Origin of the sequence: Desulfosporosinus lacus DSM 15449 (assembly GCF_900129935.1) — a bacterium.
Lineage (GTDB): Bacteria > Bacillota > Desulfitobacteriia > Desulfitobacteriales > Desulfitobacteriaceae > Desulfosporosinus > Desulfosporosinus lacus.
The window spans coordinates 909,341-925,637 of the sequence record NZ_FQXJ01000003.1 but is presented as its reverse complement, the minus strand read 5'-3'; the positions used below and the strand labels follow the sequence as shown (position 1 = coordinate 925,637).

The window sequence follows — 16,297 nt, the reverse complement described above, 5'->3', positions numbered from 1 at the left end:
ATAGCTAACGGCGCACCTCCAACAGTAGAGATAAAATACGAATTAGTCCATAACGTTGGCAATTTAGTGGTTAACTCTTTAAACTCCTTTCTGAGTATTCTCGACGTTTTTCCTTTGATCGTTTTAATGACCTTATGGACACCAAATTGAGGATCTACTTCTATCAAAAGGTGGACATGGTCGGGCATGATCTCCAGTTCTATTAGTTCAGATTGAAGTTCTTCGCATATCTCCCTTATCAACTCCTTTAAGCGAACTTCAATTTGACCAACCAAAACCTTCCTACGATACTTTGGACACCACACCACATGGTACTTGCATGAATAGACAATGTTATTGTTAGATTTGTAGTTTATATCCATATTTATATTATACTGCGCATACTTATATAATACAATTAGAACCTAGAATTGCCTTATATCCCCATAGTTGAAACTAGGGGCTTTACGGCAACAAGTGGTAATGATAGTAGCGAATAGATGCGACTTCGGGACAACTTGACCCGAAGTGAGAAAGGAGGAAAATACCCTATGGCAAGAAGTAAAACCGCTACTGCCCCCATTCAGGAAAATGAGCATGTGAAAGAGCTTTTAGCGATTCTGCGGGAAAACAACGCTCCCTCTACGCAGGATTTTCTTGCAGTTCTGAATCAGGTAGGCGCAATGGAAAAACAGCTTGACGCGGCTGTAAAAGAGCTTGCCGCCATGCGGCAAGAACTAAAAACAGCACAGGAACAGAAACCTCGAAGCGTTGAATAAACTAAAATAAAAAGCAAATGGCAAAAGCAATCCAGCCGCGGCCACCTATAATATTCGTCGTAAACACGCCCAGAAAACCAATGGAAGAAAAAGCACTGGCTACTCTGCCCATAACCCCTGCTAAAAGTACCGTAAGATTCAACACAGATAACATCACACGTCAGCACGAGGCACCGGGTTCGTTCATGCTTTCAGCCGTTTAACTTCTTCTTCCGTCATACCTGTTGCTTTAGCTACCGTTGGGATCTCCATGCCCAAGTCCAAAAGATTCTTCGCTACTTCTGCCTTCCCTTCTGCCCTTCCTTCTGCCTTCCCTTCTGCCTTCCCTTCAGCCCTTCCTTCTGCCTTCCCTTCTGCCTTGCCTTTATTCTCCGCGGTCTCTATTCTCGTTAGCTGGTCACGAAGCTCGGCTTCTCTGGCATCGTACAGCATTCTTGCCTTTTCATCCTTACTGATAATCTGCAATAAATCATAGGCCTTTTTGATGTCCTTATTCTTTTCGGCTAACATCTCAATCACTCCTTTTGATTTTGCATCTAGGAATTCCATCCATTCAACGATGGGATCATTCTCATCTCTTTGAATATCCAAATCTGCTAGCTTTACAATCTCTAAAAAATGGACCTCTAATATGTCCGTCAACCTGTATCCGGTTTCGTCCTCTGTCAAATGATAGCTGGAGTACAACTTTTGAAGTGGGGTACATAAACATAACGGCCCTATAGCTCCATTATACAACAAAGCAAATATTCGTTCCATAAAAAGGAATAGTTGTTGTTTTATTATATATGTCTCGGTTACCAAGAGGTTCAGAGTTTTGACGAATGTAACTCAATTACTCTATGTTACACATAAAAATATGAAAGGCAAAGAGGCCTATGATTGCAACATCACATGCCCCTTTGCTTTTGAAACTGCTGTCATCACCGATTTGCTCTATTGCTTTTGCCATTTCATGTTGAAGATAACATCTCCCATTTTTTTGATTCATTCCGAGTCCAATAATGAGCGATACGTGAAGTAAGAGCCCCACATTCAGGCCAGTTCCCCCATGAGAATACTGCCTATCAGACAATATAGAAGAGAGTCTTTATCAGAAGGCTCTCTTCTATATTGTCTTCAGAGTAAAAATGTTATTTTAAACCACCTTAAGCCAGAAGAAATGAGTTACTGACTCATTAAGTAAACGGCAGATTATGCTTTTAGCATTCAATTTGATGCCATTTAGAACTACTAGGAATTACCTTAACTGTGCTATTCTTTGGACTAGTAGTAGTCACCGGCAAGATTAAGTGGAGATAGGTGGTATGAATAAACAAATAATCTTATGGAATGTAGGGCAAGATCTTAGAACAAATACATAGAATCCATTTTTAACAAAAGGGAGTTGATTTGATATGAATTGGTTTAGAAACCGGACAATCAGAACGAAAGTTCTATCACTAGTCACCCTCATGACCTTATTTATAGGTAGTGTGGGGTTTATAGGTTATTACTTCAATGCTAAGGCAAATGTTAATATAGACAGCATGTATAATCATGACTTAATGGCAATCAATTATCTGAATGATGCCAGAAATCAGTCAAGAGCAGGCGAAGCAGCAATGTTTCATTTTTTGATGGCAACTGATAAAGCAACACAAGAGTCAGAGCAAGAGAAAGTGACTTCTCGATTGGAAGCTTTAGACGAACTACTAAGCAAATACCTGAATCTTCATCATGAAGCCTATGAAACGGATAGGATTCCCAAATTACAACAAGACTTAACCTCTTATGAGACGGAAATAATAAAAGTTATCGAAATGGAACTTCAAGGAGACCCAATAGGCGCTTATGAATATTTCATAAATACGGCGTATCCTCATTTTGATTCCTTTAGCATCCTATTGAAAGAGCTGGCATTATTCAATGTGGAACAAGCTTCTACTATACATTCTCAAAATACTCTTGACTATGCCAAGTCCATAAAACTTCTCGTTTCCATATCCATTGCAGCGGCCCTGCTCTGTCTGCTGCTAGGGTTTGGAGTGGCGACTCTTATCTCCAATTCTATTAAGAAGGTTCTGAAGAGCGTCGAACGAGTCGCAGCAGGAGATTTATCCATTGAAGATGTTATTGTCCTAGGAAAGGACGAATCAGGTCAGTTAGCTATTAGTTTCAATGTGATGAAGAACAATTTGCACGGACTGGTTACTCAAGTCTCTCAGTCCTCGGAGCAAGTCGCAGCTTCCTCAGAAGAGTTAACTGCCATAGCCGAGCAAAATACTCAAGCTTCAACTCAGATAGCGGCTTCAATAGAACTAGTAGCCCAAGGGACAGAACAACAAGCAGGTGCTGTAAACGAAACATCGTCTGCTGTCGAAGAAATCTCTGCCAGTACAGAGGAAGTCGCTGCCAGCTCCAGTGAAATAACCCGTTCCATGGTCGATACATTGACAACGACACAAGCCGGTCAAAAAGCCTTAGACCGAGTGTCTGAACAAATGAACAGTATTAGCGCAGGAACTGACCGGGTACAACATACTATAACAGAGCTATCAACGAATTCCGAAAAAATCGGAAATATCATAGGAGTCATTACTGGGATTGCAGATCAAACCAATTTATTGGCTCTAAATGCAGCCATTGAAGCAGCTAGGGCAGGAGAGCAAGGTCGTGGGTTTGCCGTTGTCGCTGAAGAAGTCAGAAAACTGGCAGAACAATCACGGGAAGCCACAAAACAAATTGAAACTCTCATCAATCAAAACAAGAGTGATATTGGTACAGCGGTCATTGCTATGGCAGATAGCGTAGAAGGGGTAAAAATGGGTATGGATGTTGTCAACGTGGCGGGACAATCCTTTAGCGAAATTGCTAAACTTGTTGAAAGTGTCTCTGCTCAAATGGAACAGATAGCTGCAACCATACAACAAATAGCAGGTGGAAATGAAAAGATAGTCTCGTCAGTTCGCGAAGTTGATATAATTAGTAAGGAGACAGCAGCTCAAGCTCAAACAGTCTCAGCTGGGGTCGAAGAACAAACAGCTTCAATGGAACAAGTGTCTTCGTCAGCCCAGAGTCTATCCACTATGGCATTTGAACTTCAAACAATTATCAGCAAATTTAATATATAAATCATTCAGACCTTCTTTTAATTCAACCTAGGCAGCGGGTTATTGATCCCGATGCCTAGGTTGAATTATCATTCTTTCTTCTCAGGCTGTTCTGAATTTCTGCATGCCTTCAGCAGAATAAACTCGCTGTCCTTGCCTTGCATGAACATTTCCTCCGTTTGACGCTGTATCTCCTGAATTTCCTCAATGATATCAGTCATTTTATTAAATAGAATTCTATACATCTGTTCATAATGCACCATTGCCTCCCACCACCATCGAAATAATTCTTAGCGTTTTAATTCTCAATATTAAACATTATATCACGATTAGTCCTATTTTGTGAATCATAAAGGGTTTTATTTTCCCAAAAAAGAACTTCCTACTATAATAATTTATTGGCAAGTTTATTATGAACCTTGAAATAAATGGCAAGTATCTAAGAAAGGAGGGTAAGCCTGTGCCAGAACTCGGAAAAATACTTAAAGAAATACGGCTAACTAAGGGACTCAGTGCTAAAGAATTATCTCATCGGTCAGGAGTAGCTCGTAGCCTTATCAGCCAATTAGAGACCGGAAAACGCCTATCCACCGGCATTGATACAATTAGTCGTTTAGCACTGGCCCTTGAGGTTTCCCCTACCGTTTTTCTTAGCAGCGAATCTATTCAAGCATCTTTATCAAAATCAGGATATTCAGGAAACTCTTCTATTAATGAGGATCTTCTTCCGTTTTCACTCAAGGAAGAAAATCAACCCTACCTACGTCTAGCTCAAAAAGCAAAAAAAACCGGTCTCTCACCGGATCTTCTGGAAGAACTACTTGATATTATCGTTAGATTTAGCTCAGAGACCCCTTGCCCTAAAGACTCGAACTAAATCGGAAGGGGCTTGCTTTTACCCCTCGAAGAGGGTGGCTATACCGTAGTTTTCCCGATTTACCAGGATGCGTAATCGAAGGAGACGCCTTAACTGAATCCATGGAAATGGAAGTTGACGCCTCTTCAGGTTGCTATTAACTTCAGTGGAAGAAAATAACCAATTACCCAAAGCCTCAAATATTAAAAACGTTAATTTCTCACAAGTCCTACGAAATTCCTTAAAAGACCAACTTGGCATTAACAGTTAACGAAATATAATAAATCAGCAGCTTTAACCGACTGCTGATTTGTTATATGTGGGCTCTGTGTCCTATAACGCCCATTAGGTGAAGAAAGGCCCCCCCACATTCAGGCCAGTTTCGAAACCCTAGCTTTCACAAGCTAAACAATAAGTTGATAAGTTGGTGTCAGGCATCGGTCCCATTATGTATGAAATATGGCTCAATCCTGAGCGCATTCAATCTGAATGTGAATGTCAATGAGGAAAAACAATCCTCTTAACTTATATATAATTTTGGGGTTTAGCGACAACTTACTTGACATTTACCGAAATAACCCAGCTGACCACTGAGCAGAACAACCTGAAGACTAGGCAGAAGAGTTAAGGAAGTCCCAAGTGGAGATCGAGACCAAGTGAATATTTCGGTGTGGCAGTGGCAGAGCCACCAATACGCTCTGAACTGAGCCACCTACTTACTACCGCAGATAATTTCAGGAGTTTGTTTAAACTTTTTTGCAAAGACTATAATGATAATGATCATTATAGTAAGATCAATCCTTCTTCTCATAAATGCTTCTATATCAGCATACATCGGGTAGAAAGCAAGAATTTCAAACATTCTAATTTGAGTTAACTTAAGGAAAACATTTTGATGTGGCGTATTAAAAAACCTGTCAAACCACCCAACTATTTTTCCAAAAAGGAAAGAAACTATTATTACCCCCACTAATGAAAATTGGTAGTATCCAAATGTAATAATATCAGTGGGTATACCTGTAGTTAAGTGATTTGCTGAATTAACGACATATGAAGGTGGTATTAAATCCAAGTTAAATAGGTCCATAACTTTATTTGGTATAAAATTATTATAAATCCAGCTTATTAAGTCAATAAAATATCTAAATTCTCCAATTTCATAAGTGAAGCTATGCACTTTTAAGGTGTTTATATAAGGAAAACTAAATTGTGCTACTAATCTAGGAATGTTGTCAAAAACACTCCTTGTCATCACATTCTCTTTATCAGAAAGCACTTCAAATAAGGGACCCAAATAATTCAGAAGAAGAAACCCCATTACCCCTATTATCAGCAAACTTTTGATATTGAAAGCATTCTTTTTATCTAAATAGTATAAGATAAAAACTAATACAAAAAGAGCAAAAGGTAATCTTCCCCCAAACATTAATACATAATACATAGAATTGAAGAATGCTATTAGCAAAAAAAGAAAATCCAATGAAAGGATCCTTAGTTGTTTTATTTGAAATGATAAAAATATTAAAAAAGCCGGTATTGCTACTGGTAACAACATAAACCCAAAGGTTGAAACGCTGACTTCACCGTTACCAGATCTTAATGCGTCGATGTATTGAATGGAGCTAAAAAAACCTCCTAAATCTGAAGCGACCATTAGTGTACTTAGACAAGAAATTAAAAGTATGAAAACACCAAGTAATTTTAATTTACTAGTAGAAACATTTATAGTCTTATACGCGATACAATAAGGCTTCGAGAAAAAGTACCCTAATAACAAAGAAATATAACCTATTATAATAATGATACTAGCAAAAAAATATGGTTCGTTTGGGATATCAACTGTATAAATCAGATAAAAATCGGTTTTTCCTTTAAAGAATTTGTTGCTATTTAATATCAGTGGGACTATCCCATAAATGAATATAAATATTAAATTGATCCCTGTAAATATTTTTATTTTGTTTTTTTTACTTCGTTTATAATCATATATATAAGTAACGACTCCAATTATAATAATTAACACGTGAACAAAAATTGTAATAAAAGACATTTCTTCACCTCTATTTAGAGATTTTACCAAATACAAAAGTTTAATAACGACCTAAATCTTCTTCGCATATCGCTATACATAGTGCTAACGGCGACCTGTCATTACTACTTCGGGCAGATGTCCTCTGAACTCGACAGTCACTTCCTCCTGTTAGAGATATTGGAGTTCTCTCTCCTTAGCGTCCCCTTTCAGAGTTCCGTTGTTTCCTTGTACCTTAGTCTAAATTGGTTATCTTTGGTCTCTCTTATAGCCCGTCAGACGTCCATTAATCCTTGGTTGGGTTGCAATAAAAACCAACGGGATAGCTAAGATTATCAACAACGATCAAGTAAGTTAATTCACTAAATTATCCATTCTGCTGATCTCCGCATTTAGCACCTTATGAGCATAAAGATATGTTAATAAATAAACAAACGACATAGCTATTGCATATAGGGCAATTGACCAATATGAATTTAATAATAGTAACTTAGAAACACAAAAAACTATTAAAACTAATAAAGCTCTCAATCCATCCAAAACAAGCGATTCTTTTTGTTTCTCATAGACAGAAAATATTCTAGTTATGGGTGTGAATATAAGCCTTGTAAATACTAAAAAAGAAATTATTCTTGCAAAAATTCCAGCCTCGCGCCAAATTTCACCAAATATAAATGAAAACAAAAGTGGTCCAAATAATAGCAAAACTATTAAAGGGGTGGCTCCTATTAATGCTGACCTTCTAAGTAAATTAAAAGATAAATCCTTTAATCTTCGTGGATCACTTTTACCTATAGCTGCTGCTTCTCCATAAAACACATCAGCTATTGAATTTCCAATTAAATTCATTGGTATACTTACTATACTATTCGCTAATCCATATAAACCCACAATCGTATTACCATATAATAATGTTATAAATAAAACTGGTAACTGTAGACCCGTAATATTTAAAAATTGCCCTGGAGCTGAGTATATTGGAAATTTTATATATCTTTTAGCACATCTATAAATATCCTTTATATTTATCTTCGTAAATAATCCTTTGTCTTTTTTTATTAAAGGCATAGATAAAGTTGTTATGCCGGCGCTTTGTCCAAATATATTACCCAGAATAAGACCTATTGGACCTAGATTCATTAATCCACAGCAAATCTTAACTATATTTTGAGTGATAGCTTGAGTGAATTTAGTTTTCGAAATAGACTTATAATCTTGTTTTCTATAAGACCATTGTGTGAAAATGTTATATAATCCAGTAAAAAAGAGTCCTAATGGAATAATAAACTTAAACTCTATTAAGACTTCTCCATCAAATAACCTTAAGAACACATCTCCAACAAATATTAGTATTATCGTTATCAATACTGTAACAATAAATAATATAATCACACTTAAACTTAATACATTGATTGCTATATCATCATCATCGGCAATAGGAATCCCCCATTCGTATTTAAGTGAACCTATAATTACAGATATGCTTAATATAGAAGCATAAACTGTTAGCACTCCATATTGTTCTGGGGGATATATTCTTGTAATGATCGGAGATAATAAAGTATTAATTACTTGTGCTATAGCTGTTCCACCAGTGATTATCAATACATTTTTAGCAAAATTGCCTTTAAATAATCTCTTTATTTTATACAAATTCAAATTCAAATTCATTCACTCCTGAATGTTACGTCTGTTAATCTTAACAGATAACCCTCGTATAATATACAGTAAATACTACTTAAAAATTTGTTTAAAATTCAGCTTATCAATATTAGATATATAAGATTCATAGTTTTCAATAATACTGAATTTATTTTTACCATTAATCATATTGTTAACGTATTTATTTAGATTATCTTCCGAGTAAAGCAAATCCCCATTTACATAAGTTACTGCAAAATAGTATTCTTCGTTCAGTATTTCATTCACTTGGATTGCTAGGTTATCAGTTATAATTATCCCTAATCCATTAGAAATATAATCGTATATTTTAAATGGTGATGCTGTTAAATTAACAATACTATCATCCCTGATTATTATACCAATATCATAATTGCTCAGTTCTTCATCAAACTTATTAGGTAATACATACTTTAAAACTAAATTATCTAAAATATTGTAATATTTTGCTAATTGCGTAGCTTTTTCGAAGTTTTCTTTAAACGTCAAAATTGTAAATGTGCAATCATTTTTTTTGATAAGTTTGTTAATAATCGGAAAAATTAATTCTATATTTTGCCACTTGGAGAAGCCCCCAGAATATACTATTTTCACTTTAGATTCTATGTCTTTTGGTTTTATAAAGCTATTAATTTTTGTTTTTATATTGGGTAATACACTATTATTTTCTATATTTTTGAATTTTTGATATTTTGATAAAAAATGAACTCTTTGGCTTTCACTTATAAAAATGAAATAATCCGACAATTTTACAGCTTTCTTTTCAATATAATTCAATACAATCTTTTTAAAAATATTTTTATTTTTAAAATAAGACTCTTCAGGTACTATTCCTCTTGGTCTGAAGATAAAAAATAAATTATTAATATCACTATATTTGCGCAAATCATAACCATCAATTGGATTAAAAAACATAATTGCCCTATTTTCATCCCGTTTTATAAAATATTCAAAATCCATATAATCAATCAATTCAGTATCAAAGAATGTTCTCCATTCTTTATTTGCTATTATTTTGGTGCATTCGAGAAATGAAATGATTGTTTCCATTTGCCTCACTGACTGTTCAGAAAAATTATTATTATACAAATAGATTATCATACTTATTCATCCTATCAAAAAAATATTTCATTATTTTTGATGACTATACTATTTAAATTTTGTGGATTCTACTTTATAAAAAATTTTTTAAAATGTTCCTTTTTTCTATATCAATAAAATGTTTAATTTCGGAAACGAACTGACCCCGTCTTGACGCCAAATCTCGTCCATATTTAACCAATTCCTTACCATCCATAGTCCAAAGCATACCAGCATCTTCCATGATGCCAGGGTTTTTAAATCCCCACTCTTCCTCAAAGTATCCAATTACTGGAGTGTAAACAGAAAGCGCCAATATTGCTGCGTGTAAGCGCATAGCTAGTATAAAATCCATATTTCTATATACTTCACGAACAATATATGGGTCATATTCCTCAATCATATCTATACAATTTGAACTGCTAATTTTACTTAGTACATATTCCGTAAACTCTTTATCTTTTTGGGTTTGTACTACAAAATGAATTTTATATTGATCCTTAAACTCATCAATGAACGTAAGTATTGAATCGGCGAATTCTTCCTTCTTACTATCCAGTAATTCTCCTATATCTCCTATTGTTGTTGCTCTTAAAATTATAGCTATATGCCTTTCAGCCGTATTTATAGTTAATAAATACTTATTCTTATATCTTGTAGCCGCCAACGGCACATCCTTAATAAAAAATGCTAAATCTGTTGCTTTGATAAATGAAATGTCCTGCATTTTTTCCTGTATTGTAAAATAAGAGATCTTCTCTCTAATGAAAACTTTATTGAATTTACTTAAGTGTTTCTTCAAAATTTTAAAACCTATTTTGCTTGTACTTGCTGTTGATTGAGGCAAACAAACAATAAATTTTTTTAGGTTTCTTGCAATACGGATTGGATATAAGAGAGCTTCTAAGCGCATATAATCTGTAATAGTTTTCCCTCTAAGTAAATTACCTCCGTTAAAAAATATAACTTCGTTTTCTGAAATTAAATTCTTAAGCCTTTTATCGTCAACTGGCGAAATTACATAAAGGATACCCTTCAGATACGCTAATAGTTTTTTAACCATATTATCACTTCTATCAAAAGAAAATAGACCCGGCTCTATAACCAGATCGCTGTGGTATTCCCTAAGGTATTCTTTGCTATTATTATAATCACATTGTTGTCCTGAAAATCTCGATACAAAAGTCAACTCATATCCCAGCTCTTGTAGCAATGAAATCGCACCTAGACAAATTGCAACATCACCTGCATTCTTATTTCCATACATATAAAAGACAATTGCTTTTTTCAAAGTTGCCACCCACAATCTATCAGAGCTTTTTGATATTGTTCTATCACGTTTTCTGCATTGAAGTTTTTTGCAACGCTCCTGTTATTCTTTGATATATTCTTCATTTCTTCTTCATTATAAAAACATTGAAGTAGCGCAGATTTAAGCGCTTTTCTATCTCCAGTTGGAAATATCCAGCCATTTTCATTGTGAATAACAATCTCTGTGTTAAAATTAATATCACTAGCTACAATTACCAGACCGGCAAGATATGCCTCAATTATTACGGCAGGGAATCCTTCGCCTTGATATTCTGTAGGAAAAATGAAAACGTGATATTGTGATAGCTTTGTAAGCACATCTCCATTTGCTACAACACCCCGGTAATTTATTCCAGGCAAATTCTCGATATCATCAAATACCGATCCGTCAAAATCGTCTCGTATGGGTCCATAAATATCTAGAATTGCAGAAGGATATATATCAATTATCTGCTTAAAGACAGAAATCATAGTCGCAATGCCTTTTACATTACGCACACTAGACAAGAACACAAATTTTAGATTTGGCGTTTCAAAAATCGGTGTGCTCAGGTCTACATCATCCGGAATTTCTTTGTAATTTGGCATATAATGAACATTCTCTAGTCCACAATCTTCCTCTAAGCGGCGCAGGAGCCCTTTTGTCTCAACAGTAACAATATCAGCAAGCTGTAACGTTTTATATATTAATAGGGGGCTTTTTATTGCTTCTTGTACTATTGTGCCTCCAATACACACGATTGAATAATGCAACTTAGGGCTGAGCATCCTCTTTATACTTAAGATAGGAAATAATACTGCCCTCCCTCTTCTACTAACAGAAACAATTATTTGCTTATCTCTACTCGTAATTAACACAGCAACACTCTTTACAAGGTTTAGAATTGAGCGATTATGCGTATTACATATGCGAAATCCAGAGTCTTTCTGAATAAATTTGAGTAAAATTCTGTTTTTTATTGCTGGTCCACCCACATTTTCCACTGGGCCAATAAATAAAGTCATTATGTTTCTCCTCATTTAAAGTACTTATTTATACAATTCATTACCAGTACGTCCCTACATTTATTATTTTCACTAGCCTAAATTAATTAATATCTTTAGTTGATACACATTAGATTTTACTAGTATAGATTTAGTTATCACGGGTTACAAAACTACAAATAAAAAAGTTATTGTCAGTTTTCTTACTTTTTCCAATTTATCTTAATACAAGCCTTACGGTTTATTTCAATCGCATAATACATCTGCTATCCTTTTACTCGCAAAGCCGTCACCATATGGATTGGAGGCATGACTCATCTTTTCATACTCAGATTTATTCTCTAACAACAGCTTAAATGTACTGTAAATAATTTCTTCATCAGTTCCTACCAACTTTAACGTTCCTGCCGCGATCCCTTCCGGTCTTTCGGTAGTATCTCTCATTACTAAAACCGGCTTACCGAGGGACGGCGCTTCTTCTTGAATACCACCGCTATCGGTTAATATAAGATAGGATCGTGACAAGAAGTTATGGAAATCAAGAACATCTAGGGGCTCAATGATACGAATCCTATCACATCCTGCTAGTATTTCATTCGCAGTTACTCTTACCACCGGGTTCATGTGGATTGGATAGATTACCTTGATATCTGGAATTTCATCGACTAAGCGACGGATTGCTCTAAACATACAGTGCAGAGGTTCCCCTAAGTTTTCTCTACGATGAGCTGTAAGCATGATGAGCCGGCTGTCCTTAGTCCACTCTAATTCCGGATGAGTATAGTCATCTCTTACTGTTGTCTTTAAAGCATCGATTGCAGTATTACCAGTTACTGTTATTCCAATAGGGTCCTTACCTTCGTTGATAAGATTCTGCTTTGACAATTCCGTCGGAGCGAAGTTAAATTTCGCTATAATCCCCACCGCCTGACGATTGAACTCTTCCGGATAGGGAGAGTAAATATTATAAGTTCTAAGCCCTGCCTCAACATGCCCTATTGGAATCTGCAAATAAAAGCAGGCTAGAGCAGTGACGAAAGTAGTTGAGGTATCGCCGTGAACCAGAACCACGTCAGGCTTTTCAGCTTCTAATGTCTTCTTGATTTTATTTAAAATGGTAGTAGTAACATCAAACAGCGTTTGCTTATCCTTCATAATTGAAAGGTCGTAGTCCGGCACCACATGGAATGCATCTAAAACTTGGTCAAGCATCTGACGGTGTTGTCCTGTTACACAAACGATAGTATTGATATGTGCTCTTGTCTTTAACTCTTTAACCAGGGGGCACATTTTTATTGCTTCAGGTCTAGTACCAAAGACTAACATCACTTTTTTCATAACAGCTTGGTTCTCCTCATAATTCAGAAGATAGCTTTAAAGCCCTCCTCTGTACTTTTTACAATTTATAAGCATCCTCAAGGCCGCGGATGTTCTTAGTGTCCAGTACCACCTTACCTTTCAGCTTGTCCATATGTTCTTTAATCTCGTTATGAGATACCATAATCACTACAAAATCAACATCATCCAAAAACTTATCAAAATCATAGTACTGCTTCTCAACTAATTCTCTCTTAACAAATGGATCATAAACTTTCAGCCCTGGAGCAAGATGTCGTTCCATGCTTTCCAGTAACTGTAATGTGGGACTTTCTCTTACATCATCAACATTTTCTTTATAAGTCAAGCCATAAAGACCTACTCTTGTTAAATCAGACATGCCCTTTTCTTTCATAATTCCATAGACTCTTTCCAGGACAAACTCAGGCATAGAATCGTTAATTTTCCTTGCGGCTAAGATGATATTGGCGAGTCCCGGATAGTCTCCTACCAAAAACCATGGATCTACAGAGATGCAATGTCCACCAACTCCCGGACCCGGCTGTAGAATATTTACACGTGGATGCATGTTTGCAATTTTGATTATTTCATAAACATCCATATCATCTAATCGGCAGATTTTTGTTAACTCATTGGCAAATGCAATATTAATATCTCTAAATGTATTTTCAACAACCTTAGTCATTTCAGCAGTTCTGATATTAGTTACCGCAATATCTCCTTGGCAGAACGAGCTGTAGAGGGCTTTAATCTTCTCCCCTACTTGCTTATCATCGGCTCCGATGGTACGAGAGTTGTGCTTTAATTCATATACCATATCACCCGGAATTATTCTTTCGGGAGCATGAACCAAATTGATGTCTCGTCCAATTGTAAAGCCCTTTGCTTCGACAACTGGACGGACGAACTTATCGATTGTTCCCGGAGATATGGTGGATTCTATTACCACAGTAGCTCCTATAGGACAAACTTCCATTACATTTTTAACTGCAGCAAATACATAGCTTGCGTCAATCTTCTTACTGATTTTATCGTAGGGAGTGGGTACAGCTACGATATATACATCAGTTTTTATGTATTCCGTTGAAAATTGAATTCCTTTTTCTACAGCTTCGTTGAAGAGATCGTCAAGCCCTTCTTCTTCGAAGGTAGTTTTGCCTGACTTTAATGTAGCTACTAACTCTTTATCATAATCTGTCCCAACTACATCCACTCCATGGGATGCAAACATTAATGCTGTTGGCAAACCAATATAACCTAATCCGATTACATTAACCATCGCTTTAACCTCGCTCATCTTAATTTAGATTAATCTCAAACTTCAGGTTGCATTTATTGCTCATACTCCTTTTAACGACAACACAGTTGATTTCTTCTTTTCTTAGATAATACAAACTTCTATAAGCTTTGCGAATTTCTATATTTCCAGACTCAATCTTAACCACACACAGTTTTTTGCCGTCATCAAATACCTCAAACCCATTTAATACACTTTTCACTTCATATGGCGTATGGAAATAAAACTCACAATGTACGCCGTTACCACGTACTTCATCATCTATCTTATATCCCTGTACTGTTCTCTGAATCTTTCTGGAATGCTCATAGCCATTCTTTGAGATCAGTGTACCGGAGAAGCTGTCTTCAGCATGCTTTACATCTTTGCACTCAGCCCAATCATATATCAGAAAAGCACCGCGCTTATTCATCTGCTCAATTCCGGTAACCTTAGCGGTATTATGACCAACTGTTGTTGAGATTTCCTTCACAAGCTCACTTGCATATGAATAAGTACCACTATCACAGAAGATGTTCTTCCCTTTGTGCCATAGATCAATATGCAAGCCATCCATATGCGATGGGCGAGCTTTAAAGCTTTGCAGATAGGTCATCAGGAAACCTCCGTCATGCCGTAGCGTATAAAATCCTGACATATCAAAGGAGGTTGACTTCCTCTCTATCTCTGCAACAGGAATTTCCTTTCCATCACCAAACCACAACAGTTCTTCATCATAATCGCCTGCGTCATATAATCTCTCACCTGTAGTCAATGCATATATAGTGTTCAAAACAGATCGAAAATCCCGATAATCGCAAACTGTCAAAGGAAAAATTAGTGCCCCGTCATTAGAACCATAATTGGGGACGTCTCCAGTTATATCCTGTGCCTGATACATTAGAAGAGCACTACTTTTAAGCAGCTCTTTTGACTTAGCTGATATGGATATACCGGTCTTTTCGCCTATCTTATATATGCACTCAAAAATCTGGAGCGTGAATCGCTGGTAGTTGAATGAGTACTGCGTATAACCACCGTCAAGAAGGAACTCGCCTTCTGTTTCTTTGTCTAGTAATCCATAGGCTTTAGTCAGCCCCTCCTTATCGTTGCAACACCACGCACCAATAATCAAGCCACAGATCTCAGAAAAAGTATGATTATTTTTGATGCATTTATGGGCATAAAAGAAATTGGCAAGAACCTTCTTATAGCACACTTCAACTAATAAGAAAATATTGTTCTCATCCTCATCCGTGGTAAGCTGATTAAAGACTGTATAAGCAATTAGTGCATTTATCATTCGTAGAGTGCATTCCTGCCCACATTTATAATTTGCACCATATGGATATGGATTGTCTTTTAACCAATGCTTAAGTTGCTCTGAGAAGGCACAGTAATATTTCACATTACCTGTAATCAAATATGCTCTTGCAAAATATAAGAAATGGGTTAAGCGCGATGCCTCCCAAATGATCTTAATATCTCCTCGTTTAACCTCGAAATCAGGAATTCGATACCACTTAGCAGTCCTGACGCTTTCTTCTCGAGTTATCGGACTGTAATGCCAGTTAATTGGATTGCCGTAGTCTAATTCTATTGATGAGAATCCTGTGATAATGCCGTTAATGGCTTTATCTGCAATAGCCAATATCTTGTATTGCTTTTCCAGTGAGAGTTTTAATAAAAAGGTCCTAATTCTAGCTACATTCAGATTAAATAAATCAATTTTTTTTACTTGTACCCGCTTCTCAAATATATTCTCGGTAGCTGGTACCGCCGATAGCATCTTCAGTTTAGCTGAATACAATAACCGGTTAATCGCCCAGCCTAAACCATATTCAGTTAAAATTGTCTTGATCATCGTGATACCTTACCTCGCTTTACCATGTT

Annotated in this window: 15 protein-coding genes; 3 read left to right on the top strand and 12 right to left on the bottom strand. The window is 36.1% G+C overall.

The genetic code is table 11. The features are described from left to right. Window positions 1-362: IS200/IS605 family transposase (gene tnpA, locus BUB11_RS04340; RefSeq protein WP_073028216.1), on the bottom strand; the 362-nt coding region annotated here is incomplete at its 3' end. A gap of 168 nt (window positions 363-530) precedes the next feature. Between tnpA and BUB11_RS04335 the strand changes: the two genes are divergently transcribed. Continuing rightward, window positions 531-758: a DUF6674 family protein gene (locus tag BUB11_RS04335; RefSeq protein ID WP_242947449.1), complete on the top strand. Its 228-nt coding sequence runs from the start codon at window positions 531-533 to the stop codon at window positions 756-758. 1 nt (window position 759) lies between these two features. On the opposite strand, the gene BUB11_RS26520 is transcribed toward BUB11_RS04335, so the two are convergent. Continuing rightward, on the bottom strand, window positions 760-903 hold the full coding sequence (locus BUB11_RS26520) for a hypothetical protein (protein ID WP_242947448.1): 144 nt from the start codon (window positions 901-903) through the stop codon (window positions 760-762). A 38-nt stretch (window positions 904-941) separates the two neighbouring features. Then, window positions 942-1,517 (bottom strand): Rpn family recombination-promoting nuclease/putative transposase, encoded by a 576-nt coding sequence (locus tag BUB11_RS04330; protein ID WP_242947447.1) that lies wholly within the window; start codon window positions 1,515-1,517, stop codon window positions 942-944. Between the two features lie 638 nt (window positions 1,518-2,155). On the opposite strand from BUB11_RS04330, the gene BUB11_RS04320 reads away from it, so the two are divergent. Continuing rightward, window positions 2,156-3,871, top strand: a complete 1,716-nt coding sequence (locus BUB11_RS04320; protein ID WP_073028130.1) for a methyl-accepting chemotaxis protein — start codon at window positions 2,156-2,158, stop codon at window positions 3,869-3,871. A 68-nt stretch (window positions 3,872-3,939) separates the two neighbouring features. Here BUB11_RS04320 and BUB11_RS27990 read toward each other — a convergent pair whose 3' ends face one another. After that, window positions 3,940-4,113, bottom strand: coding sequence for a hypothetical protein (locus tag BUB11_RS27990; RefSeq protein ID WP_207650025.1), 174 nt, complete (start codon window positions 4,111-4,113; stop codon window positions 3,940-3,942). Between the two features lie 149 nt (window positions 4,114-4,262). Here BUB11_RS27990 and BUB11_RS04315 point away from each other — a divergent pair, with 149 nt between their 5' ends. Beyond that, entirely contained in the window at window positions 4,263-4,727 is a 465-nt protein-coding gene (locus BUB11_RS04315; RefSeq protein ID WP_242947446.1) for a helix-turn-helix domain-containing protein, read from the top strand. A gap of 691 nt (window positions 4,728-5,418) precedes the next feature. Here the strand turns inward: BUB11_RS04315 and BUB11_RS04305 are convergent. The 8 genes from BUB11_RS04305 to BUB11_RS04270 all read right to left on the bottom strand — a co-directional run bounded on the left by BUB11_RS04305 (window position 5,419) and on the right by BUB11_RS04270 (window position 16,268). Further along, window positions 5,419-6,756, bottom strand: a complete 1,338-nt coding sequence (locus BUB11_RS04305) for an O-antigen polymerase (protein WP_073028126.1) — start codon at window positions 6,754-6,756, stop codon at window positions 5,419-5,421. Between the two features lie 333 nt (window positions 6,757-7,089). After that, the gene (locus tag BUB11_RS04300; RefSeq protein ID WP_200797857.1) at window positions 7,090-8,400 is read right to left on the bottom strand and encodes a lipopolysaccharide biosynthesis protein; all 1,311 of its coding nucleotides are present in this window, start codon (window positions 8,398-8,400) and stop codon (window positions 7,090-7,092) included. A 69-nt stretch (window positions 8,401-8,469) separates the two neighbouring features. Then, window positions 8,470-9,465 (bottom strand): glycosyltransferase family protein, encoded by a 996-nt coding sequence (locus BUB11_RS04295; RefSeq protein ID WP_207650024.1) that lies wholly within the window; start codon window positions 9,463-9,465, stop codon window positions 8,470-8,472. A 124-nt stretch (window positions 9,466-9,589) separates the two neighbouring features. After that, window positions 9,590-10,786: a polysaccharide pyruvyl transferase family protein gene (locus tag BUB11_RS04290; RefSeq protein ID WP_073028120.1), complete on the bottom strand. Its 1,197-nt coding sequence runs from the start codon at window positions 10,784-10,786 to the stop codon at window positions 9,590-9,592. Continuing rightward, window positions 10,783-11,811 carry a glycosyltransferase family 4 protein gene (locus BUB11_RS04285; protein ID WP_073028119.1) on the bottom strand — a complete coding sequence of 343 codons (1,029 nt, stop codon included), beginning with the start codon at window positions 11,809-11,811 and terminating at the stop codon, window positions 10,783-10,785. The genes BUB11_RS04290 and BUB11_RS04285 overlap by 4 nt, the downstream gene beginning before the upstream one ends. Window positions 11,812-12,036: 225 nt before the next feature. Next, window positions 12,037-13,128, bottom strand: a complete 1,092-nt coding sequence (gene wecB / locus BUB11_RS04280) for a non-hydrolyzing UDP-N-acetylglucosamine 2-epimerase (protein WP_073028117.1) — start codon at window positions 13,126-13,128, stop codon at window positions 12,037-12,039. A gap of 58 nt (window positions 13,129-13,186) precedes the next feature. Then, window positions 13,187-14,407 carry a nucleotide sugar dehydrogenase gene (locus BUB11_RS04275; protein WP_073028115.1) on the bottom strand — a complete coding sequence of 407 codons (1,221 nt, stop codon included), beginning with the start codon at window positions 14,405-14,407 and terminating at the stop codon, window positions 13,187-13,189. Between the two features lie 19 nt (window positions 14,408-14,426). Then, window positions 14,427-16,268: a heparinase II/III domain-containing protein gene (locus tag BUB11_RS04270; protein WP_073028114.1), complete on the bottom strand. Its 1,842-nt coding sequence runs from the start codon at window positions 16,266-16,268 to the stop codon at window positions 14,427-14,429. Window positions 16,269-16,297 lie beyond the last annotated feature (29 nt).